18 protein-coding genes and 3 tRNA genes are annotated in these 22,126 nt (G+C 66.9%); 19 read left to right on the top strand and 2 right to left on the bottom strand.

What is annotated here, in order from left to right; genetic code table 11:
- Positions 1-24 precede the first annotated feature (24 nt).
- Positions 25-1,044, bottom strand: a complete 1,020-nt coding sequence (locus JOE41_RS13155; RefSeq protein ID WP_209752608.1) for a PHP domain-containing protein — start codon at positions 1,042-1,044, stop codon at positions 25-27.
- 172 nt (positions 1,045-1,216) lie between these two features.
- Here JOE41_RS13155 and JOE41_RS13160 point away from each other — a divergent pair.
- From JOE41_RS13160 to JOE41_RS13250, 19 genes are all read left to right on the top strand, one after another.
- Positions 1,217-1,289: transfer RNA gene (locus JOE41_RS13160), tRNA-Glu, on the top strand.
- Positions 1,290-1,385: 96 nt separating this feature from the next.
- Positions 1,386-1,459 (top strand) — tRNA-Asp (locus JOE41_RS13165).
- Between the two features lie 48 nt (positions 1,460-1,507).
- Positions 1,508-1,583, top strand: a tRNA-Phe gene (locus tag JOE41_RS13170).
- A gap of 113 nt (positions 1,584-1,696) precedes the next feature.
- Positions 1,697-2,164, top strand: coding sequence for a universal stress protein (locus tag JOE41_RS13175; protein ID WP_209752609.1), 468 nt, complete (start codon positions 1,697-1,699; stop codon positions 2,162-2,164).
- A gap of 339 nt (positions 2,165-2,503) precedes the next feature.
- Complete coding sequence (locus JOE41_RS13180) at positions 2,504-3,520, top strand: LacI family DNA-binding transcriptional regulator (RefSeq protein ID WP_043430236.1); 1,017 nt, start codon at positions 2,504-2,506, stop codon at positions 3,518-3,520.
- A gap of 78 nt (positions 3,521-3,598) precedes the next feature.
- Complete coding sequence (locus JOE41_RS13185; RefSeq protein ID WP_209752610.1) at positions 3,599-5,278, top strand: ABC transporter substrate-binding protein; 1,680 nt, start codon at positions 3,599-3,601, stop codon at positions 5,276-5,278.
- Positions 5,279-5,435: 157 nt separating this feature from the next.
- Positions 5,436-6,413: an ABC transporter permease gene (locus JOE41_RS13190; RefSeq protein WP_011690270.1), complete on the top strand. Its 978-nt coding sequence runs from the start codon at positions 5,436-5,438 to the stop codon at positions 6,411-6,413.
- 93 nt (positions 6,414-6,506) lie between these two features.
- Positions 6,507-7,472, top strand: a complete 966-nt coding sequence (locus JOE41_RS13195; RefSeq protein ID WP_083812731.1) for an ABC transporter permease — start codon at positions 6,507-6,509, stop codon at positions 7,470-7,472.
- Entirely contained in the window at positions 7,469-8,404 is a 936-nt protein-coding gene (locus JOE41_RS13200) for an ABC transporter ATP-binding protein (RefSeq protein WP_011690272.1), read from the top strand. The genes JOE41_RS13195 and JOE41_RS13200 overlap by 4 nt, the downstream gene beginning before the upstream one ends.
- The gene (locus JOE41_RS13205) at positions 8,401-9,525 is read left to right on the top strand and encodes an ABC transporter ATP-binding protein (protein WP_209752612.1); all 1,125 of its coding nucleotides are present in this window, start codon (positions 8,401-8,403) and stop codon (positions 9,523-9,525) included. The genes JOE41_RS13200 and JOE41_RS13205 overlap by 4 nt, the downstream gene beginning before the upstream one ends.
- Positions 9,522-11,093, top strand: a complete 1,572-nt coding sequence (locus JOE41_RS13210; RefSeq protein WP_209752613.1) for a glycoside hydrolase family 32 protein — start codon at positions 9,522-9,524, stop codon at positions 11,091-11,093. Before JOE41_RS13205 ends, JOE41_RS13210 begins: the two co-directional genes overlap by 4 nt.
- An 89-nt stretch (positions 11,094-11,182) precedes the next feature.
- Complete coding sequence (locus JOE41_RS13215; RefSeq protein WP_209752614.1) at positions 11,183-14,974, top strand: glycoside hydrolase family 32 protein; 3,792 nt, start codon at positions 11,183-11,185, stop codon at positions 14,972-14,974.
- Between the two features lie 398 nt (positions 14,975-15,372).
- Positions 15,373-16,968 (top strand): glycoside hydrolase family 68 protein, encoded by a 1,596-nt coding sequence (locus JOE41_RS13220; protein WP_209752615.1) that lies wholly within the window; start codon positions 15,373-15,375, stop codon positions 16,966-16,968.
- Between the two features lie 290 nt (positions 16,969-17,258).
- Positions 17,259-17,708 (top strand): hypothetical protein, encoded by a 450-nt coding sequence (locus JOE41_RS13225; protein ID WP_011690277.1) that lies wholly within the window; start codon positions 17,259-17,261, stop codon positions 17,706-17,708.
- Positions 17,709-17,796: 88 nt separating this feature from the next.
- Positions 17,797-18,258: an Asp23/Gls24 family envelope stress response protein gene (locus JOE41_RS13230; RefSeq protein WP_011690278.1), complete on the top strand. Its 462-nt coding sequence runs from the start codon at positions 17,797-17,799 to the stop codon at positions 18,256-18,258.
- A complete protein-coding gene (locus tag JOE41_RS13235) occupies positions 18,255-18,446 on the top strand; it encodes a hypothetical protein (protein WP_011690279.1) in 192 nt (63 codons plus the stop codon). Before JOE41_RS13230 ends, JOE41_RS13235 begins: the two co-directional genes overlap by 4 nt.
- Positions 18,443-18,826, top strand: coding sequence for a hypothetical protein (locus JOE41_RS13240; protein ID WP_011690280.1), 384 nt, complete (start codon positions 18,443-18,445; stop codon positions 18,824-18,826). The genes JOE41_RS13235 and JOE41_RS13240 overlap by 4 nt, the downstream gene beginning before the upstream one ends.
- Positions 18,827-18,936: 110 nt before the next feature.
- Complete coding sequence (locus tag JOE41_RS13245; protein ID WP_156810740.1) at positions 18,937-19,500, top strand: DUF6286 domain-containing protein; 564 nt, start codon at positions 18,937-18,939, stop codon at positions 19,498-19,500.
- Positions 19,497-20,108 carry a hypothetical protein gene (locus JOE41_RS13250; protein ID WP_011690282.1) on the top strand — a complete coding sequence of 204 codons (612 nt, stop codon included), beginning with the start codon at positions 19,497-19,499 and terminating at the stop codon, positions 20,106-20,108. Before JOE41_RS13245 ends, JOE41_RS13250 begins: the two co-directional genes overlap by 4 nt.
- Here JOE41_RS13250 and JOE41_RS13255 read toward each other — a convergent pair.
- On the bottom strand, positions 20,105-22,042 hold the full coding sequence (locus tag JOE41_RS13255) for a glycoside hydrolase family 13 protein (RefSeq protein WP_083812649.1): 1,938 nt from the start codon (positions 22,040-22,042) through the stop codon (positions 20,105-20,107). The genes JOE41_RS13250 and JOE41_RS13255 overlap by 4 nt on opposite strands.
- Positions 22,043-22,126: the final 84 nt, after the last annotated feature.

A 22,126-nucleotide genomic window follows, 5' to 3' on the forward strand; every position in this document is an offset into this window, starting at 1 on the left:
CGGCAGGCCGTCAGTTCCGGGCTGTTACGTGCCGCCGCCGGACCACTCCAACAGGCGGTCCAGCGGCCAGGTGTTGACGATCCGCTCGGCCGGCACGCCGTTCGAGGCCGCACGGGCGGCGCCGTACTGCAGGAAATCCAGCTGGCCCGGAGCGTGGGCATCGCTGTCAATGCTGAAAAGGCAGCCGGCATCGAGGGCCAGCCGGATCAGCTCGTCGGGCGGATCCTGCCGTTCAGGACGGGAGTTGATTTCGACGGCGACACCCTGCTCGGCGCATGCCGCGAAAACCCGTTCGGCATCGAACTCCGACTGGGGCCGCGTTCCCCGGGACCCCTGCAGCAGCCGTCCGGTGCAGTGGCCGAGGACGTTCATGTGGGGATCGTTGATGGCGCCCATCATCCGTGCGGTCATGGTGCGCCGGTCGGAACGCAGCTTCGAGTGGACGCTCGCCACCACAACGTCCAGCCGGTCCAGCATGTCCGGGGACTGGTCCAGGGTCCCGTCCTCCAGGATGTCCACCTCGATGCCGGCGAGCAGGCGGAAACCGCCGCCGTCGGCGTTAACGTCCGCAACGACGTCGAGCTGTTCCCGAAGCCGGTCGGCACTCAGGCCGTTGGCGATCTTGAGGCTGGGGGAGTGGTCGGTCAGGGCAAGGTACTCCCGGCCCAAGGTGCGGGCGGCATCGGCCATGAGTTCGATCGGAGACCCGCCGTCGGACCAGTCGCTGTGGCTGTGCAGGTCTCCGCGCAAGGCGGCGTGCAGTTCCGTGCCGCCTTCCGCGAGCGGCTGCTGCCCGCGTTGGCGCAGGCCCTCGAGGTAGTCGGGGACATCGCCGTCCACCGCCTGCCTGATCACCTCGAAGGTCCGGTCCCCGATCCCCTTCATGCTCTTCAACCGGCCGTTGCGCGCCCGGGCCGCGACCTCGCCCGGATCGAGGGCGCCGATGATCCCGGCCGCTTTCCGGAAGGCCTGGACCTTGAACGTGGGGGCCAGCTCGCGTTCCAGCCAAAACGCGATCTCATTGAGGGCATCAACGGCATCCATTAGTCCATCTTGCACCGCACTGCACCGGATCCTGCGGCAGCGCGGTGCCGATTTTGGATATTCCCGGGGTCTGCCCTACACTTTTATAGTCCAGTTCGGAGCAACTCGAAAGGGCAAAAACGAAAGGCTTCGGCCCTTTATTTTTGCCCTGATAGAGCCGGATTGAGTTCAGGCCCCCATCGTCTAGCGGCCTAGGACACCGCCCTTTCACGGCGGCGGCACGGGTTCGAATCCCGTTGGGGGTACTCAAGGAATGTGGTCAAACCGGAGAAAAAAGTCTGGTAGGCTAAAGGCCTTGAAAAATTGCAGTAGCGATATTGCAGACAGCAAGAAAATAGCAAGGCCCTGTAGCGCAGTTGGTTAGCGCGCCGCCCTGTCACGGCGGAGGTCGCGGGTTCAAGTCCCGTCAGGGTCGCTCTGATTGCCAGAAGAAATTCCGGCCGTCAAGGTGACATGTCACCTAGGCTCTGTAGCTCAGTTGGTAGAGCGTTCGACTGAAAATCGAAAGGTCACCGGATCGACGCCGGTCGGAGCCACCACTGGGAAGCATCAGTTCTTCGGAACTGGTGCTTTTCTTCTTTAATCGCGGCTTTCGCGAAGGTAGTGCCCTTCGGCCCGATGTTCGGCTCCGCGGACGGCGCTATCCTCAGGCATGGGCCCGTCACAAAGCCAAGAGAAACCTCGGATCGTCGTCGGCGTTGATGGTTCCGCCATGTCGGTCGCAGCACTGCGCTGGGCCGCCCGGATTGCTCCGGCCCTGGACGCCACCATTACGGCCGTCGCGGCCTGGCACTTCCCGGTTGATACGGGATTCGGCTGGTCCACGCCGTCGGGCTGGGACCCCGAAGCAGGCGCCAGGGAGGTCCTCAAGGAAGCGCTCTCTGCTGCCTTCGGCGATAAGCCCCCTCAAGGACTCACCCAGCGGACGGTCATGGGGCATGCCGCCTACGTCCTGATCGAGGAAAGCCGCAGCGCCCGGATGCTTGTTGTGGGTTCCCGCGGCCACGGCGGCTTTGCCGGACTCTTGCTGGGGTCGGTCAGTTCGGCCTGCGCGGAACATGCCCAGTGTCCCGTGATGGTGGTTCACGGGGCCGACCCGCAAGATGGCGCGCCCTCCTGAGGCCGGCGCCCTCCTGGGGCCAGCGCCCTCCTGAGGCCAGCGTCCTCCTGAGGCAAGCGCCCTCCTGGGGCCGGCGCCGGCCCGTCATCCGCCGAGGCCGGGACCGCCGTCGAAAATTGGTCGTTGACAGCATCGGAGTAACGCGCGTAACCTAAATCACACGCTCGAAGTAACGCGCGTTAGTAAATAGGTTTCAGCTGACCATGGTGGCCAGCGCTGGCAAGACTTTCGGAGCATTCAATGGCGAAGAGCACACAGGCAGCGGCGTCGGGTCCGGCCGCACCGGCCCGGTCGGCCCCTGCCGTCCCCAAAACCGCTCCCGCACACCGGGGCGTCACCATGGCGGACGTGGCCAAGGCCGCCGGAGTGTCCCGAACCGCGGTTTCCTTCGTCCTGAGCAACCGCGAGAACGCCAGCATTTCGGAAGAGACCAAGCACCGCATCCTCGAAGCGGTCCAGACCCTCGGCTACCGGCCTAACGCGGGTGCACGTGCCCTCGCGTCGCAGCGCAGCGACTGGTATGGCATCGTCACAGAGATCGTCACGGCACCGTTCGCCGTCGACATCATCAAGGGCGCGCAGGACCAGGCCTGGCTGTCCCGCCGGTTCTTGCTCATCGCGCCCTCCGACCAGGCCGATGCAACAGGACCAAACCAGGGCATGGAAGACGCGGCCGTTGAAAAGCTACTGGAACAAAGAGTGGAAGGACTTCTCTACGCAGCCACGTACCACCGGGCCGTGCACGTTCCCAAAAGCGCCAACGAGGTGCCCACTGTCCTGATCAACTGCTTCGACGCGGACGGGAAGCTGCCCTCGGTCGTCCCTGACGAGCGGGCCGGAGGCCGCGTCGCCGTCGAGCGTTTGCTGCAAGCGGGCCACACCAGAATCGGTGTCATCAACCTGGATCCGGACATTCCCGCCGCCGTCGGCCGTTTGGAGGGGTGCCGCGAAGCACTGGCCGAAGCTGGGCTGGAACTGGATCCTGAACTCGTCGTCTCGGGACACGCAACGGCGGATGGCGGCTACGAGGCCGCCTGCGAAATTCTTGATAAATATCAGGCCGGGGCAGGCAGGCCAACTGCCCTGTTCTGCCTCAACGACCGGATGGCTATGGGCGCTTACGACGCTATCAAGGAGCGCGGGCTCGCCATCCCCCAAGACATCGCCGTGATCGGCTTCGACAACCAGGAACTCATTGCGGCCTACCTCAGGCCCAAGCTGACCACGGTTGCGTTGCCCTTCGAGGAGATGGGTGCGCTGGGTGTCCAGACACTCGCAAGCCTTACAGCCGGACAGCCGATCACTGCACATCAGCAAATGGTCGACTGTCCGCTGCTAGAACGCTATTCAGTCTGACGGCAAATCAACTACTGAACAGCAACCCCAACCACACCTTCACCTTCACCAGCGAAGACGAGGAAAGAGATACCCATCATGACACAAGCACGATTCCTGAGGTCTGCCCGCATCGCAGCGGCCGGACTGGCCATGGGCGCCATGGTGCTCACCGGGTGCTCCGCCAACGCGGGCAACACCGGTTCCGCGAAGGCTGATGCTTCGGCCCAGACCGCTCTGCTGACCATTCCCCGCGAGGACATGGGCACGTTTGTCCGGAACTTCAACCCGTTCGCCCCCACCGTGGCACCTATGACCCAGCAGGCCATCTACGAGTCCCTGCTCATCTACAACCCGGCCAACGGCGACACCACTCCGTGGCTGGCCAGCGAATGGAAAGCCGCAGAGGACGGCAAGTCCATCACCTTCACCCTCCGCGACGGCGTCAAGTGGTCCGACGGCCAGCCCCTGGTCCCTGCCGACGTGGTCACCACGTTCGCGCTGCAGAAGAAGATCAAGGGCGGCCACGACTACCTGGACACCGTTACGGCCGAGGGCACCAACCAGGTCAAGTTCAGCTTCAAAACCGCCTGGTCCCCGGCCTTGTTCGACCTCGGCCAGCTGAGCATCCTTCCGGACCACGTCTGGTCCAAAATTGCCGACCCCGAAAAGGATGCCAACGAAAAGCCCGTTGGCACGGGCCCCTACACCGAAGTGGACACCTTCCAGGCACAGTCCTTCGTGCTGAAGAAAAACCCCAACTACTGGCAGCCGGAGAAGCAGAAGATCGCCGGCATCAAGATGCTCGCCTTCGCCGGGAACGACGGCGCCAACCTCGCCGCCGCGAACGGCGACGTGGACTGGGCGCCGCAGTACATGCCCAACATCGAGAAGACCTTCATTTCCAAGGACCCGGACCACCGGAAGTACTGGTTCCCGCCCACTGGGTCCATGATCAACTGGCAGCTCAACACCACCAAGGCCCCGTTCAACGACACGGACGTCCGCAAGGCCCTCAGCATGGCAGTGGACCGGGACCAGGTGACCAAGATCGGCATGAGCGGCTACACCAAGCCGGCGGACTGCACCGGACTTTCCGGCAACTACGAAACGTGGAAGAACAAAGCCGTCCAGGACGACTGCGAGTGGACCAAGCTCAACGTCGACGAGGCCAACAAGCTCCTGGACAAGGCCGGTTACGCCAAGGGCGCGGACGGCAAGCGCACGCTGAAGGACGGCAAGCCCTTCGAGTTCAAGATCTCGGTGGGCGCGGCGTCCTCCGACTGGCTGTCCGTGGCCAACGTGATCGCACAGAACCTCGCCGAGGTGGGCGTCACGGCCAAGGTTGATTCCCCGGACTGGGCTGCCGTGGTGGCAGGCTACGAGACCGGTGACTTCGATTCCGGCATCGTGTGGAGCGCCAACGATCCCAGCCCGTACAAGTACTTCGCGGGCATCATGGGCACCAGCACGGTGAAGCCGGTAGGGGAGAAGGCCTTTGAGAACTACCACCGCTTCGGCGATCCCAAAGCCGACGCCCTGCTGACCGAGTTCGCCGCTGCCGCTGACGAGGACGCGCAGCACGAGATCGCGGACAAGCTCCAGGAGGAGTACAGCGCGGTTGCCCCGACCGTCCCGCTGTTTGCCGGCCCGGAATGGGGCGCCTACAACAACACCCGGTTCACCGGCTGGCCCACGGAAGAGAACCCTTACGCCACCCTGTCGGTCCGCGCCCCCACCACGGTGCTGGTCCTGACGTCGCTGGAACCGGCCAAGTAAGGCCCCGGCCCCTCCGAGGCCGTCCCAGACCGCACGCCCGGCGCTGTTTCCGGCGCCGGGTGTGCGCCCTTCCCCGTTACCTCCCCAAGTTCGCAAGCTCGCTTGGGGCCCTAGGTAACGGGCCCCCATCTCTGCAATTCCTGAATGGAGGGAAACCGTGCGCTTTATCCTGCGCCGCCTGGGTTTCTACCTGATCGCCTTCTGGGTGTCCATCACATTGAACTTCCTGCTCCCGCGCTTTATGCCGGGGGACCCCGTATCCCGCATGTTCGCCCGCACCCAGGACCGCATGCAGCCCGAACAGATCGAGGCGCTGCGCAAGCTGCTCGGCGTCGACGACCGGCCCATCTGGGAGCAATACGTCGACTACCTGCACAACATGGTCACCGGCCAGATGGGCGTCTCCATCTCCCGTTTCCCCACCCCGGTCACGGAAGTGATTGCCTCGCAGGTGGGGTGGACCCTCCTGCTGGGCGGAACCGCGCTGGTGATCGCCGCCGTCGTGGGCAACCTGCTGGGCATCCTGGCCGCGTGGCGGCGTGGCGGCGCCATTGACTCGGCGCTCCCTCCCATCCTGATCTTCATCGGCTCCTTCCCGTACTTCTGGCTCGCCATGGGCGCGCTGTACCTCTTCGGCGTCACGCTGGGCTGGTTTCCCATCCGGCACGCGTTCAGCGACACCATTGAGCCCAGCTTCAGCTGGGAGTTCATGTCCGACGTCGGGATGCACCTGGTGCTGCCGGCCCTCACCATCGTGCTGGTTTCGGTGGGTGGCTGGATGCTGGGCATGCGCAACACCATGATCGCCACCAACGCCGAGGACTACATCACCATGGCCGAAGCCAAGGGCCTGCGCCCCGGCCGGATCATGTTCCGCTACGCCGCCCGCAACGCCATGCTCCCGTCCGTGACCAGCTTCGGCATGAGCCTGGGCTTCGTGGTGGGCGGGGCGCTGCTGACCGAGGTGGTGTTCGCGTACCCGGGGGTGGGCTACCAGCTCCTCAACGCCGTGCAGGGGCTCGACTACCCGCTCATGCAGGGCCTCTTCCTGACCATCACCGCCGCCGTGCTGCTGGCCAACTTCCTGGTGGACATCCTCTACGTCCGCCTCGACCCGCGTGTCCGCGCCAACTAGGAAGGACGGACCATGACCACTTCGATCGCAACCACCGACTCCACCGTCCCGGGGGAGAGCCTCGCCGGCGGCACCGGCGGGAACACTGCAGGGATGCCCGACGGCGGCACCGGCCTCCCGCCCGGAGCCTCCGTCCGCAGGCCCAACCGCACGTTGCTGCACGGGCTCCTCACCAACAAGAAGGCCATGACCGGCGCGGCCATCCTGTTCATTTTCATCGCCCTGGCGCTGCTTGCTCCGGTGCTGTACCCGGACAATCCCTCCAAGATCACCGGCATGGCGTCCCAGGAGCCCGACGCCGAGTTCTGGCTGGGCACCACGGCCAAGGGCCAGGACGTCCTGGCCCTGACCATCCACGGTGCGCGCAGCTCACTGCTCGTGGGCCTGACCGTCGGCTTCGCGTCCACGTTCATCGGCATCCTGGTGGGCCTGGCCTCGGCCTACTTCGGCAAGTTCATCGACGAAGCCCTCTCCCTTACCACCAACATCTTCCTGCTCCTCCCGGGACTTCCGCTCCTGGTGATCCTGGCCGCGTTCCTTCCGCCGGGACTGGGCACGGTGATCCTGGTCCTGGTGGTGACCGGCTGGGCGGGCTCGGCCCGGGTGCTGCGCTCCCAGGCCCTGTCCATCCGTTCCAAGGACTTCGTAGCCGCTGCCGTGGTCACCGGCGAACGCCCCCTGCGGATCATGTTCCGCGAAATCCTGCCCAACATGGCCTCCATCGTGATGGGAACGCTCCTGGCCTGCATCATCTACGGCATCGGAGCCCAGGCCGGCCTTGAGTTCCTGGGCCTGGGGGACGTCAGTACGGTCTCCTGGGGCAACAACCTCTACTGGGCCGGCAACGAAGGCGCACTGCTCACGGGCAGCTGGTGGGTGTTTGTGCCATCCGGCCTGTGCATCGCGCTGGTGGCGTTCTCGCTGTCGCTGATCAATTACGCGGTGGACGAGGTTACCAACCCGCGCCTGCGGAAAATACAGCTGAGGAAAATACAGAAGCCCGGGGCAGCCAAGCCGGCCCGCAAGCCCGCACAATCCGGAAAGCGAGCATCGGCATGACCGTTTCCCAGACGTCCTTCGGTTCCCACGAACCGGTCCTGGAAATCAAGGACCTCACCGTGAAGTACCGCGGCGACACCCGCTCCACCACCGCCGTCGACCGCGTCTCCTTCAGCATCGGCACCGGCGAAATCTTCGGCCTGGCCGGGGAGTCCGGCTGCGGCAAATCCACCATCGCCAACGCCATCATGCGGCTGCTGCGCGACCCGGCGGAGATCGCCGCGGGCAGCATCCGCTTCGGCGGCAAAGACGTCCTGGCCATGGGCCCGGAAGAGCTGCGCCGCTTCCGCTGGCAGGACGTGGCCATGGTGTTCCAGTCCGCCATGAACTCGCTGAATCCGGTGATGACCATCGGGGACCAGATCATAGACATCTACACCACCCACGCGGGTTACACCCGGAAGGAGTCGCTCCGGCGGGCAGCCGAACTGCTGGAACTCGTGCGGATCGACCCCGCCCGGCTGAAGTCCTACCCGCACCAGCTCTCCGGCGGTATGCGGCAGCGCGCTGTCATTGCCATGGCCGTGGCCCTCAAGCCCTCCCTGCTGATCCTGGATGAACCCACCACCGCCCTGGACGTGGTGGTGCAGCAGGAGATCATGGCGCAGATCAAGGAGCTACAGCGCGAACTGGGGTTCTCCGTCCTGTTCATTACGCACGACATGTCCCTCATGGTGGAGCTCTCGCACCGGATGGCCGTCATGTACGGCGGCCGGATCGTGGAGACGGCCAAGGCCAAGGACATCCACGCCGCCCCGCTGCACCCCTACACCCAGGCCCTGATGGGCGCGTTCCCTCCGCTCACCGGACCCCGGGTTCCCCTGGCCGGCCTGGCCGACGGCGTCAAGTTCAGCAACATCGCCGATCTCCGGGAAGCCTCGCCCGGACACTTCGTTTCCCCCGTTCCCGCCCTCCAAGGAGCACAGCCATGAGCACCCCGGTATCAGCACGGCCGGCACCGGCACCTAAGAGCCAGGACCGGGGGCACGGCGACACTCCCGCCCTGGCGGTGAAAGGCCTGGTCAAGGATTTCCACAGCGGCGGGCTGTTCTCACGGGCCTCGGTGTGCGCCCTCGGCGGCGTGGACCTTGCCATCAGGAAAAGTGAGATCGTGGCGCTGGTGGGCGAGTCCGGATCCGGCAAGAGCACGCTGGCCCGCTGCATCGCACGGCTGGAGAAGCCCACCGCCGGCCAGATCCTGCTTAATGGCACGGACGTGCTAAAAAGGGACCGTTTCCAGGCCTCAAGGGAATACCGTTCGCAGCTGCAGATGGTGTTCCAGGACCCCTTCGGCTCACTCAACCCCGTCCACCGGATCGAGCACTTCCTCACCCGCTCGCTCACCCTGCACGGCAAGGCCGGGACCCCGGCGCAGCTGCGCACCCGCCTGGATGGGCTGATGACCACTGTGGGCCTCACTCCGGACATGCTCAACTCCTACCCGCATGAACTTTCCGGCGGGCAACGGCAGCGCGTGGCCATCGCCCGGGCGCTCGCGGTGGAACCAGAAGTGATCCTCGCGGACGAACCCACGTCGATGCTGGACGTTTCCGTGCGGATCGGCATCCTCAACCTGATGCGCCAGTTGCGGGACAAGCAGGGGATCTCCATGCTCTACATCACCCACGACCTCGCCTCCGCACGCTATCTGGCGGACCGGATCGCCGTGATGTTCGCCGGGGAGCTGGTTGAGGAAGGTGAATCGCTGGACCTGCTGGCCAACCCGGGCCACCCGTACACCCGGCTGCTGGTCTCGGCGGTGCCGGATCCCGCCCGGACCGGATCCTACGATCCCCGCGAACGGGCGGCACTGCGCGCAGCGGTGATGGAGTCGGCGTCGTGCGCGTTCGACGGCGACCCGGAGCAGCGCTGTTCCGCCACCGAACCCGTCCGGCACCGTGTGGGCGATCCCGCAAATGAGCACTGGGTGCGCTGCCACCTTTACCGGCCGCCGGCCACTGCGGCAAGCCACGCCCTGTCCGCCGAGCCCCTCGAAACACCGGAGACGCCGCCAACGGACGGATCCCGCACAGAAAACAAGGCTTCCTCATGACCGAAATGACCCATCCTTTGGCCACGGTGCCGCGGAACGAACTCGTGGCGCGGGCCGAGGCGGACCCGCTCCGCCCGCGCTTCCACTTTGTCTCGCCCGCCGGCTGGCTCAACGATCCCAACGGTGTGGCCCAGTGGAGCGGGACTTACCACCTCTTCTACCAGTACAACCCGGAGGGAGCCTTCCACCACCGCATCCTGTGGGGGCACGCCACCAGCCCGGACCTGGTCCACTGGACCGACGAGCCCGTGGCACTGGAGCCTTCCGGCGGTCCGGATGCCGACGGCTGCTGGTCCGGTGTGCTGGTGAACGACGGCGGGACGCCCACCCTGGTGTACTCCGGACGGCAGGGCGGCAGCGAACTGCCCTGCGTGGCGGTCGGCTCGCCGGACCTCGTGAACTGGACCAAAGCCCCGGAAAACCCGGTGATCCCGGCGCCGCCGGCCGGCGTGGACATCACCGCCTACCGCGACCACTGCGTCTGGCGGGAAGGCACGCGCTGGCGCCAGCTCGTGGGATCCGGCATCCGCGGGCGCGGCGGCACGGCGTTCCTCTACGAATCCGCGGATCTCCGGCGCTGGGACTACATCGGCCCGCTGGTCATCGGCGACGCGTCCTCCGGAGACCCGGCAGCCACTAACTGGCAGGGCACCATGTGGGAGTGCGTGGACCTGTTCCGCGCAGGCGACGGGATTCTGGGGGATAGGGCATTGGAATCCCAGACGCCGGGCACGGACGTGCTCGTCTTTTCGGCCTGGCACGACGGCGATACCCGCCACCCGCTGTACTGGACCGGCAGTTATGCCGGGGATTCCTACACGCCGCGCGAACTCCACCGGCTGGACTACGGCGGCCGCTACTTCTACGCCCCGCAGTCCTTCGCGGACGAGTCCGGCCGCCGGGTCATGTTCGGCTGGCTGCAGGAGGGCAGAACGGATGGCGCCATGGTCGAAGCCGGCTGGTCCGGCGTGATGAGCCTGCCGCGGGTGGCCTCCCTGGATGCTCACGGCAGGCTGGCCTTCGCTCCCGTGCCGGAGGTGGAGCTGCTGCGGCGCGACCACGTCCGGACCGGGCCCCGAACGGTGGGCACCGGCGAGGTCCTGGCCGGGGTGTCCGGGAACCAGCTGGACCTGGAGCTTGACCTGGAACTGGAGCCCGGGAGCGTCTTCCGGCTGGGCGTGCTTGGCTCCGGCCCAGGAGGCCCTGACGGTGTGCCGGCCGGGGCGGAAGAAACAGTCATCGAGGTCGGCTACACCGTGGGCAGCGGCGGCTCCGAGCAGTCCTATGTGCTCCTGGACCGCGTGAACAGCAGCCTGGACCGGACCGTGGACGCGGAGGAAAAGTCCGGCCCGGTGCAGCTGCCCGGCGGAAAACTGCACCTCCGCGTGCTGGTGGACCGCTCGGCGCTGGAGATCTTCGCCAACGGCAAACCGCTCACGGCCCGGGCCTATCCGACGCTCGGCGGGGAAAACGTAAGGCTGTCCGCCGCCGGTACAGTCCGGCTGCTGCAGCTGGACGCCTGGCGGATGGAGGGAGTCTTCGGCGCCCCGCGCCCGCTGTTCCCGTAGGAGCCCCACACCGTCGATTGCTCCGTAACCGCCCTTTTGGAGCAGCGAGGTCCGTATCGGAGAGAATTCCAAGATCAAAGGTGATCTGAATGTCAAAGAGGTTAGTTGCAGGTATTACCGCGGCCGCGCTAGGCCTGGGCGCGCTGGGAGCCGGCTCGCTGCTGGCCCCGGCCATGCTGGCCGCGCCCGCCCAAGCCGCTCCAGGCGGCCCTTTCCCCGCCGGGCCGATCACGCTGGGCAGCAGCAACAGTCCCATGCCGGACGTGGTGGGCATCAGCGGAAACTGGACCAGGCAGTCCGACGGCGGCCAGTCCGCCGTGGCCTCCCCGGACCAAAACGCGGCCGCCATCAGCGAACAGCGCATCAGCTCCACCGCCCGGTACACGGCCGGAGTCACAGTCGATCCCGGCAGCCCGTACGCCGTAGGCGCCCTAGTTTTCCGCAGTGCTGCCGATGCCAGCAGCGGCTATGCGGCCACCATCGATCCCAACCTGGACAGGGTGCGGCTGTTCGATCTGGCCACTGGACAGGATGTGGCACCTGCCGCCACGGTCCCGCTGGACACGGGGCGGAGCTACTCCGTGGACGTCCACGTGGACGGGCCCCGGATCTATGTGGCGGTGGACGGAGTGCCGCGGATCGACGCCACCGACCAGCGGTACCAGGACGGCCATGTGGGCCTCCACGCCTACAACGGCTCGGTGAACTTCAGCGAGCCCCGGGTGCGCACCATCGACGCCAACGTCAGCGGCTGGCAGGCGGCGGACGGTGCCGGCTGGACCGCCTCGGCCACCGGCCTTCGGGGGACCGCTCCGGGCGGCACCAACATCAGGGCTGTCGCCACCGACCAGGCGCCGCAGGTCACGGATTTCACCGCTGATGTCCAGGTGACGTCGCCTTACGCCGTCGGCGCGGTCCTCTTCCGCACCAACACTGCCGGAACCACCGGGTACGGGGCCGAAGCGGACGCCAACGCCGGCAGGCTGCGGCTGTACCGTATCGAGGACAACGCCACCCTGGGCACCTTCGCGACCGCCATCACCGTCAACGCGGTATACCGGCTGCGCGTCACGGCCGACGGCGGGCAGCTCGCCGTGCACTGGCAGACGGACCTGCTGGACCCCAACGGCTACGCCCCGGCCATCACTGCAACAGACACAGCGCACGGCTCCGGGCACATTGGCCTCCTCGCCTTCAACGGCAGCACCGTGTTCCAGGGCATGACCCTCAAAGGCCTGGACACTTCCCTGCAGGGCTGGCGCACCGCCTCGGGAAGCTGGGAACCGGACGTCCGCGGCCTGCGCGGGGCAACCGACGGCCTGGCCGCCGGCGCGGATGCGGCACGCTTCGTCCCGGCGGTGGCGTCCGACGTCGTCGCGTCCCTTGACCTGGACGTCGCCGCCCCGGCAACGGCCGCCGTCGTGGTCCGGAGCGCGCCCGACGGCACCGGCGGCATCGAACTCAGTGTGGACCCCGGAGCAGGAACGGTGCAGCTGAAGGACCGCACCACCGGGACCGTCCTTGCCGGCGGGCCCGTACCGCCGGACAGCTTTGCCGCCGGCCAGCTCAACCGCATCCAACTCACCGTCCGCGGCGGGCAGGCAACCGCGCTGATCAACGGCGTCCAGTCCGTTGCCGGGCCGGCCGGGCCGGCGACAGGCAGCGGCTTCGGTCTGCGCGTCAGCGGCGGCGGCGCCTACTTCCAGAACGTCCGGGCAGACGACGTCGCCAGCTACATGAACGGCCTCTACCAGCCCGCCTACCACTACAGCCAGAATTCCGGGAACAGTTCGGACCCCAACGGCCTGGTGTACTTCGATGGCGAATACCACCTGTTCCACCAGGACCGCGGCCGCTGGGCGCACGCCGTCAGCACCGACCTGCTGCACTGGAAGCAGCTGCCCATAGCCCTGCCGCACCTGGCTGCGGGGGAGTCTTGGTCCGGCTCCGCGGTGGTGGATGCCAATGATTCCAGCGGACTGTTCGACGGCGGGCAGGGGCTCGTTGCGTTCTACACGAGCTTCAACCACGATGCCGCCAACGGCAACCAGTCCGTGCGCGCCGCGTACAGCAAGGACCACGGCCGCACCTGGTCCATCGTGCAGGCCCAGCCAGTGGTGGAAAACCCCGGCGGTCCTGCCGGCAGCTGGGACTTCCGCGACCCCAAAGTCACCTGGGACGCCGCCACCGGCACATGGATCATGGTGGTGGCCGGCGGGGACCACCTGCGCTTCCACACGTCCACCGACCTGGTCCACTGGACCTTCACCAGCGCCTTCGGCTACGGCGACTGGGTCCGCGGCGGGGTCTGGGAATGCCCGGACTTCTTCGAGCTGCCGGTGGAAGGGCAGCCCGGCGCCAGACGATGGGTGCTCTGGTGGAGCACCGGTGCCGTCAGGCCCACCAACGGCTCCGCGGCGCAATATGTCACCGGAACATGGAACGGAACGTCCTTCACCCCGGACACCGGCCCGGACGAGGTGCTCCAGGCCGACTCCGGCCGCGACTACTACGCTGCCATGAGTTTCTTCGGTGCCCCGGACGGGCGGCGGATCATGCTGGGCTGGATGAGCAACTGGGACTATGCCTTCAGCCCGCCCACCGGCCGCTGGAACGGGCAGCTGAGTGTCCCCCGGCAGCTGAGCCTGAAAGACATTCCGGGCGTCGGGCCCCGGCTGACGCAGGAACCCATAACCGAACTGGCAGGGCTGCGCACGTCCACGTGGCAGGCGTCCGACGTCACGGTCACGCCGACGTCGGCCAACCCGCTGTCCGCTGCTTCCGGCCGGTCGTTCGAGCTGGAGGCCGAGGTGGCCATCCCGTCCTCCGGCGGGGCTTCGGGCTTCACCTTCGGGCTCCGCAAAGGCACTGCGGGCGGCGCTGCCGGAGGGGAAGCCCAGGAGACACTGCTCCGCTACGCCGCCGGCACGGGGACAGCCTCGGCGACCGGCACCGGCACCGGCACCGGCACCATGACGGTGGACCGCGGGCAATCCGGCCGGGCAGACTTCACCCGCTATTTCGCGGGTGCCGCGGCGGACAATGCCAGCACGGCATGGAGTTCCGAAACAGTGGCGCTGGCCGGAGGGGGGAGCGAGCGGCGGGTGAAGCTGCGGGCCCTGGTGGACTCCTCCTCGGTGGAGCTCTTCGGCGGGGACGGCACGGCAGCCATCACCTCCCTGGTCTTCCCGGATCCGTCCTCCACCGGGCTGTCTTTCAGCACCACCGGCGGGTCCGCGCGGCTGGTGTCCGCCAAAGTACACCAGCTGGCGGACACCTCCCGCCTCACTGCGGCGGCGCCGTCGGCCGTCCTTGGCCCGGTGAGCGGCACGGCCCGGCACAACCTGGATTCCTACTCCGTGGTTCCCGGCGGCCGCTGGGAAAGCACGGGAGCAGGGCTGGCCGGCACGTTCGACAAGGACTCCACCGCCCTGAGCGCCGCCACGTACTCGGATGTCCGGGTGGCCGCGACAGTCCGTTTCGGCAGCGGACCCTACGCGGGGGCCATGCTCAACAGCGACAGGGTGCCGGAACGGGGTTACGGCGGCGCGGGGTCGGTGCTGCTGCGGGCCTCGGCCGACGGTGCCACAGCGTACTACGTCAACCTCGACCCGAACCTGCGGCTGGCGCGCATCTTCAAGCTGCAGGACGGCGTCTTCGATTCCGCCGCCAGCGTCCTGGCCAGTGTCCCTGTGCTGCTCAGCCACGGCGTCAGTTACAGCGTGGAAGCCGCCGCGGCGGGGGAGCGGCTGACGGTGAAGCTCGACGGCGTGGAAATCCTCGCCGTCGATGATGCCTCCCTGTCCGCCGGCAAGGTGGGACTGAACGTGTTCGACGGCCGGGCAGCCTATCAGGACGTGCTGGTGACAGGCTCGAGATGAGCCTGGTCCGGTCCGTCGCAGAAGGTGAACTCCGGGTGACGGCAGCGTGACATTTCACACTAAGTCTGATTTATGATGCAACATTTGACTCGGAAAATTAGCTGTGGCACGCGCGCGCAATGGGGAATGTAAGCGCTTGCACAATTAGAGCGAAACTCGGTTTTCGCAGCCTTGAAACACGGTTTGATAAGCATGCTTCAACGTGCCAGCGTAGAGACCGGCGCAGGAAAGGAGTCCTTTCCGAATCGCCTCCCGGGGCCCTACCCAAGCCCCGTCCCCCTCGACACAAAGGCGTCCTCGATGACGCCTGCCGTGTCATCGGGACAACCGGAGTTTCGGGGTATGAGGGCACACGCCCGTCTTCCACGAATGGTCTCAACTCCGCGAGAAGAGCAAAAATGCACAAGCACCCCAATACACACCGGATGCTGCGGTGGCGCCCCGCCGCCGCAGCACTGGCGGCGGCCGTGGCGGCTTCCGCCTTCCTTGCCGTTCCGTCGGCCCAGGCCAACGAACCTTCGGACCCGCCCGCCACCCAGCAGATGCCGGCACCCACCCCCGGCTTCCCGCTGCCCACCGACCACAGCCAGAAGGCCTACGATCCGGCGGCGGACTTCACCTCAAAGTGGACCCGCGCCGATGCCAAGCAGATCATGGCCCAGAGCGACTCCACCGTGGCTCCCGGCCAGAACTCCATGAGCCCGGATGTCACCATGCCGGAAATCCCTGAGGATTTCCCCGCGATGAACGACGACGTCTGGGTCTGGGACACGTGGTCCCTGACCGACGAAAACGCCAACCAGATCAGCTACAAGGGCTGGGACGTCATCTTCTCCCTCGTCGCTGACCGCCACGCCGGCTACGGCTTCGACCAGCGCCACTGGAACGCCCGGATCGGCTACTTCTTCCGCAAGACCAACGCCGACCCGGCCAAGGACAAGTGGAACTACGGCGGACACGTCTTCGCTGACGGCGCTTCCATCGGCAACACCGAATGGTCCGGCTCCACCCGCCTGATGCAGGGCAACCAGGTCAATGTGTTCTACACGGCCACCACGTTCTACGACGTTGCCGAACGCAATGCAGGCGGCGGCGGCATCGCACCGGACGCGGCCATCGCCAAGGCGCTGGGCAAGATCCACGCCGACCAGAACGGTGTCACGTTCGACGGCTTCAAGCACACCAAGCTGCTGGAGCCGGACGGCAAGATGTACCAGAACAAGGCCCAGAACCCGGGCTTCGCCTTCCGCGACCCGTACACGTTCGCCGACCCTGCACACCCGGGCAAGACCTTCATGGTCTTCGAAGGCAACACCGGCGGCACCCGCGGCGAATACGAGTGCAAGCCCGAGGACCTTGGCTACAAGGCCGGCGACCCCAACGCTGAGAACCTCAACGAGGTCAACAGCAGCGGCGCCTACTACCAGACCGCCAACGTGGGGCTGGCAGTGGCGGACAACAAGGATCTGACCAAGTGGTCCTTCCTGCCGCCGATCCTTTCGGCCAACTGCGTCAACGACCAGACCGAGCGTCCCCAGATCTTCATCCAGAATGAAGGCGGCAAGAACAAGTACTACCTGTTCACCATCAGCCACCAGTTCACCTACGCGGCCGGCATGCGCGGCCCCGACGGCGTCTATGGCTTCGTGGGCGACGGTGTCCGTTCGGACTACCAGCCGATGAACAACAGCGGCCTGGCCCTGGGCTCGCCGACGGACCTGAACCTTCCGTCCGAGTCCCCGGAGGCACCCACCCCGAACCAGAACGGCCGCCAGTTCCAGGCCTACTCGCACTACGTGCAGCCGGGCGGCCTGGTGCAGTCCTTCATTGACAACGTGAACGGCGTCCGCGGCGGCTCACTCTCGCCCACCGTGAAGATCAACTTCCGTGACGGCGTATCCCAGGTGGACCGCACCTTCGGCAAGAACGGCCTCGGCCCGTTCGGCTACCTGCCCACCAACCTCAATGTTGGCGGCGAGGGCCTCTACAAGTAACCCGCAGCGGGGAACTCAACACCCGCCTAAACAGCAGGGACGTCCGGATCTCATCCGGGCGTCCCTGCGGCTTTTTATACCTATATATACGGACATATATACGGACATATATACGGACATATATACGGACTAAATGCGGACGCGCGGCCGCCTTTACCGGGGGCCGCCGCGCCGGCCGCTTGGGATCCCGGGAGCCATTCCGGCTAGACTCGCACGCCGGGGACAGAACGCCATTGCCGCTCGAGGCCTCCACGGAACGGGCGGCGCAATCTCGACCAGAAAAGTGACCTTTGAAAAACATTGCACGCCCTCTGACCGCAGCAGCCCTCTTCGCCGCACTGGCACTCACCGCATGCTCCGCGCCGGAAGCCGGCGGCGCGCCGTCGTCGTCCGCCCCCGGTCCTGCCACGGCAACCGCGACGCCGAGCCCCAGCAAGAGCTCCGGGCCCTTTGGGGACTTTCCCTCCGCGGCGGAGGCATGCACCACCATCTCCCAGCAGGCCACCGGCGCGTCACTGTTTCCGCTCTCGGCGGCCCAGGGCAAAACGGCGGAACTGGAACAGCTCAAGGCGGAGCTCAGCGAAACCGCTGAACGCGTTCCGGACGGGCTCAAGGCCGATTTCGCCAACCTCAATGCGGTGGCTGTCGCCGGGCTGAGCGACCAGACCGTGTACTCCAGCGGAAAGTTCGACGCCGCGATGGCCCCGGTTACCGCCTGGCTCGCCGCCAACTGCAAATAGCAGGCTTCGGCTTGGCGATTTTCACCCGCGTCCGGCCGCTTGTCGCGGCCAAGGGATAGTGTGGTGTTCAAGAGAAGGGGAGTGCCTGATGGAATACCAGAACCCACATCCCGCGCCGGGAGCCCACGCTGATCCAGTCGTTGCCCTGCCGGCCGGCACCGGACGCACCGTCATTTCCGAAACGGCAGTAGCCAAGGTCGCAGGCATCGCAGCCCGGGCCGTTCCGGGGGTCTATTCCCTGGGCACCGGCCCGTCCCGCGCTTTAGGGGCCATCCGGGACGCTGTCGGCAGCTCCGACCACGCCGCCGGCGTCCACGCTGAGGTCGGCGAGACGCAGGTGGCAGTGGACATCAACCTCGTGGCCGTCTACGGGACGCCGCTGCATTCCCTGGCGGATCAGGTGCGGGCCGCCGTCTATGCCGCAGTGGAGGAGCTCGTTGGCCTGCAGGTCATCGAGGTCAATGTGGAGATCAATGACGTCTACGTAGCGGCGCCGGCAAAGCCAGGCCTGCCCGTGGAAGCCCGGACTGAGAGGGAGGCCATCCAGTGAACCTGACCGTGGTGGGAATAGCAGTGGGGGCCTTCGTGGCCTTTATGTCTTTCCAGTTCGGCATCTGGGGCTTCCTCGTCTCGCTGCTGTTCATGGGGATCGGTGCCCTCCTTGGCCGCGCCGCGGAAGGGAAACTTGACCTGCGCAGCGTGTTCGATGCCATCACGGGCCGGCGCTCATCCTCATGAGCAGCACGGCCGGAACCGTGGCCGGTGGCTCCGTGATGGCCGGGCACAACCGCATCAGTACGCAGGCGCTCACCAGCCTTGCGCGGGCAGCCGCCGCTGAAGCGCTGGGCGTCCCGGCGCACGACGTCCGGGCTGACTGGTCCGACGACGACGGCCTGCTGGCACTGTCACTCGTCCTGCCTATCAGGATCCCGCCGCTGACCACTGTCCTGCGCGACCCCGGCCGCGTCGCCGCCTTCGGCGGCTCCATCCGGGAGCGTGCCATCGCGGCCAGGCCCGTGATCCTGCACCGCGTGGCGGAACTCAGCGGGGCGCAGCTGAGCCGCGTGGACATCCGGATCAGCGGCGCCGCCATCAGCGAAGGGGGAAGGGTCCAGTGAACAACGCCACCGACGTCCGCTCAAAGGGCAGCCACGCAGCGGGAAATGGCGCCTCCGGCACGAGTACCGGCGTCTCCGCCGCTGGAGAACCGGATCCCCGGGGCGCCGGTATGCGCCGGATCCTGGACCGCGAAACGCGTTCCTCGCGTGCCGCAGTGTCCGGGGTTGCCGCGGTTCTGGTGATCGTCCTGTGCGGGTACGGCCTCCTCGAAGCCGCAGTGCGCGCAGTCGGGCAGCCGCCGTGGCTCATCGATCCGCAGACCGCCGCGGAACGAATCATTGCGCTTCCCCAGGGCATGCCCCCGCTGCTGCTCGGCGCCATCGGGGCCGTGACCGCCATGGCGGGGCTGTTTTTCCTGCTCAACGCCGTCCTGCCCGGCCGCCGTGCGCGGCATTTGCTCCCGGACCCACGGGCCGGAGTGGTGGTGGACGATGAAGTCATCGCCTCCGCGCTCGCCCGCCGTGCCCGGCTGGCCGCGAACGTCACGCAGGAACAGGTGATGGTGGTGGTGGCGCAGCGCCAGGTGACTGTCAACGTGCGGCCCACCTCCGGGGTGCCTGTCAGCGAGAACGCTGTGCTGGCCGCCGTGCTGGCGGAGCTGCGGGAAATGGCTCTTGAACCGATGCCGGAAGTGCGGGTCAACGTGGCCGCTTCAGGGGTGATCGGGGCATGAACAACACCCCCCGTACGCTGAACCGGATCCTCATCGGAATCCTGGGTGTGAAGCTGCTGGTCATCGGGCTGCTGCTGGTCCTGCTGGCCACCGTTCCGGCGGTGGCTTCGTGGTGGCAGCAGTGGTCCGCCGGTGTGTGGAGCGGCATGAGCCAGCTCCTCCAGCGGACAGGCATCCCCGGCCGCGAGGAAAGCTGGCTGTGGGCCGTGATCGCGCTGGTGCTGGCAGCGGTGATTGCCTTGATGGTCGCCTGGGTGGCCCAGCAGGGCAAAGGCCGCGCCAACCTGATCGTTGCCGAGGACGACGCCGCGGGTTTCCCCGGCAACGTGCGGATCGGCGGCGGCGTCGCCGAACAGGCCCTGCGCGCGGCATTGGCCGGGCGGCAGGACCTGGCCGGCGCTACTGTGGCCACCTACGAGATCCGTGGCGAGCCCGCGCTGAAGATTCGTCTGCAGCCCCGCCAGGGCGTGGCCCCGCACCTCCTCGCGGCTGATGTCTCAGCCCTCGTGGAGGCGCTGGACGCCGTTGTGGGCAAGCGCATCCCTGTGCTTATCCACATCGGCTCCGGCGCCCGTTCCCGCTTCGGCAGGGCGGAACGCGTCCGCTAGACCGCCACGAGGTATACGGCGGAGTCCGGCGCAAGTTTCCGGGCGCCGTCCGGGCGGGTACCCGATCCGGCCGTACCTGTTTCGGCCGGGCCTGTTTCGGCCGTCCCTGATTCGGCCGGGCCGCCCGTCACCGCTTCATCCGCGCTGGCCAGCGCAACCCGATAGCCTTCCGGCAGGGTGGCGGCGGCAAGGCCCATGTTGGCAATCACCAGGACATCCCCGTTGTGGAAGGCGAGCACTCCGTCCGCGGGTGCGTGCACGTCGGCCCAGCGGAAGCTCCCGGCGCCCAGCCGGTGTTCCTTGCGCAGCGCCAGCGCTGCACGGTACAGCTCCAACGTGGAACCGTCGACGCCGTCCTGCCGGTCGGCGGCCAGCTCGCCGAAGGACTCCGGCTGGGGGAGCCAGGGAGCGGCAGGTGCCTCGCCCGGGAACGCTGAGGCGAAGCCGTAGCCCGGCTCGGCGGCTTTCCAGGGCAGCGGTACACGGCAGCCGTCGCGACCCCGCTCGATGCCGTTCGTCCGGAAGAAGGTAGGGTCCTGGCGCGCTTCGGCGGGAACGGTGGTGTGCTCCGGGAGGCCCAGTTCCTCGCCCTGGTACAGGTACGCCGAACCGGGGAGGGCAAGTGAAACCATGCTGGCTGCCCGGGCACGGGCGAGGCCAAGCGCGGCATCCGGCTGTTCATCCTCCGCAGCAATTCCCTTCGGGAACGTGGTGGGGTCCTTCAGCCCAAAGCGGGTGGAGTGCCGGACCGTGTCGTGGTTGCTGAGGACCCACGTGGTGGTGGCACCTACCGTGGCGGCCGCCCGCAGGGAATCCTCAATGGCCACCGCCGTCCGACCGGCATCCCAGCCGGCCAGCAGGAAGTCGAAGTTGAACGCCTGCTGCATTTCATCGGGCCGGACATACCGGGCCAACCGCTCGGCCGGCTCCACCCAGGCCTCGGCCACCATCATGCGGTCGCCGTCATACTCGGCCAGTACCCGGTGCCAGTCGCGGTAGATCTCGTGCACGCCGTCCTGGTCGAAGAACGGCGAGGGCGGGTAGAGCGGCGAGACGGCCTGGTGCTCGTCGTCGTCGGCTGCTGTCGCCGCGGCAGCGTCAGTGGCGGCTGCCGGGTGGGCGCGGTGCGGTTCTTCGGCTTCGGTATGGCCGCCATGGGCATCGCCAGGCAGCTCGGTTGCTCCTTCCACCATGGCTGCGGAGCCTTCCCAGTCCGGAAGCCCCGCTTCCTTGACCATCCCGTGCGCCACATCCACGCGGAAGCCGTCCACGCCGCGGTCCAGCCAGAACCGCAGCACCGAGCGCATTTCCTCCTTGACCTCGGCGTTATCCCAGTTCAGGTCAGGCTGCTTGGTGTCAAAGAGGTGCAGGTACCATTCGCCGGGCGCGCCGTCTGCCTCTGTGACGCGGGTCCAGGCCGGGCCGCCAAAGATGGACTTCCAGTTGTTCGGGGCCAGGTCACCGCTCCCCGAACCGGGGACGGAGTCCTTGCCTGGCCGGAACATGTAACGGTCCCGTTCGCGTGAGCCGGGCGGTGCCGCGAGGGCCTCCCGGAACCAGGCGTGTTCGTCCGAGGTGTGGTTGGGCACCAGGTCAACGATGACCTTCAGCCCCAGGCCGTGAGCCTTCTGCAACATTTCGTCGAAGTCCGCCAGGGTACCGAAGAGCGGGTCCACTTCGCGGTAGTCGGCTACGTCGTAACCGGCGTCGGCCTGGGGTGACTTGTAGAAGGGGGACAGCCAGACGGCATCCACGCCCAGCCTGTGCAGGTGGTCCAAATGAGCCGTCACTCCGCGAAGATCCCCCATCCCGTCGCCATTGGCATCGGCGAAGGACCGCGGGTAAACCTGGTACACGACGGCGCTGGCCCACCACGCCGGAATCGAGGAGCCGTCAGTCGGGACTGGGCTGTGTGCCACAGATATCCTTTCCATAAACTTCGGTGTAAACGCTTGCATTTCTCACCGCAACGTTACTAGTGTGATGGGCACCACTTCAACCGCACCGCCGATTTTGCT

It is taken from the genome of Arthrobacter sp. PvP103, from assembly GCF_017833075.1.
Taxonomy (GTDB): Bacteria; Actinomycetota; Actinomycetes; order Actinomycetales; family Micrococcaceae; genus Arthrobacter.

What these genes read in the sequence shown, in the direction of transcription:
- JOE41_RS13220 (WP_209752615.1), top strand. Translation starts at nt 15,373, where the DNA reads ATGCACAAGCACCCCAATACACACCGGATGCTGCGGTGGCGCCCCGCC.
- JOE41_RS13255 (WP_083812649.1), bottom strand. Translation starts at nt 22,042, where the DNA reads ATGGAAAGGATATCTGTGGCACACAGCCCAGTCCCGACTGACGGCTCC.
- JOE41_RS13175 (WP_209752609.1), top strand. Translation starts at nt 1,697, where the DNA reads ATGGGCCCGTCACAAAGCCAAGAGAAACCTCGGATCGTCGTCGGCGTT.
- JOE41_RS13230 (WP_011690278.1), top strand. Translation starts at nt 17,797, where the DNA reads ATGGAATACCAGAACCCACATCCCGCGCCGGGAGCCCACGCTGATCCA.
- JOE41_RS13205 (WP_209752612.1), top strand. Translation starts at nt 8,401, where the DNA reads ATGAGCACCCCGGTATCAGCACGGCCGGCACCGGCACCTAAGAGCCAG.
- JOE41_RS13240 (WP_011690280.1), top strand. Translation starts at nt 18,443, where the DNA reads ATGAGCAGCACGGCCGGAACCGTGGCCGGTGGCTCCGTGATGGCCGGG.
- JOE41_RS13210 (WP_209752613.1), top strand. Translation starts at nt 9,522, where the DNA reads ATGACCGAAATGACCCATCCTTTGGCCACGGTGCCGCGGAACGAACTC.
- JOE41_RS13185 (WP_209752610.1), top strand. Translation starts at nt 3,599, where the DNA reads ATGACACAAGCACGATTCCTGAGGTCTGCCCGCATCGCAGCGGCCGGA.
- JOE41_RS13195 (WP_083812731.1), top strand. Translation starts at nt 6,507, where the DNA reads ATGCCCGACGGCGGCACCGGCCTCCCGCCCGGAGCCTCCGTCCGCAGG.
- JOE41_RS13250 (WP_011690282.1), top strand. Translation starts at nt 19,497, where the DNA reads ATGAACAACACCCCCCGTACGCTGAACCGGATCCTCATCGGAATCCTG.
- JOE41_RS13155 (WP_209752608.1), bottom strand. Translation starts at nt 1,044, where the DNA reads ATGGATGCCGTTGATGCCCTCAATGAGATCGCGTTTTGGCTGGAACGC.
- JOE41_RS13245 (WP_156810740.1), top strand. Translation starts at nt 18,937, where the DNA reads ATGCGCCGGATCCTGGACCGCGAAACGCGTTCCTCGCGTGCCGCAGTG.
- JOE41_RS13180 (WP_043430236.1), top strand. Translation starts at nt 2,504, where the DNA reads ATGGCGGACGTGGCCAAGGCCGCCGGAGTGTCCCGAACCGCGGTTTCC.
- JOE41_RS13200 (WP_011690272.1), top strand. Translation starts at nt 7,469, where the DNA reads ATGACCGTTTCCCAGACGTCCTTCGGTTCCCACGAACCGGTCCTGGAA.
- JOE41_RS13215 (WP_209752614.1), top strand. Translation starts at nt 11,183, where the DNA reads ATGTCAAAGAGGTTAGTTGCAGGTATTACCGCGGCCGCGCTAGGCCTG.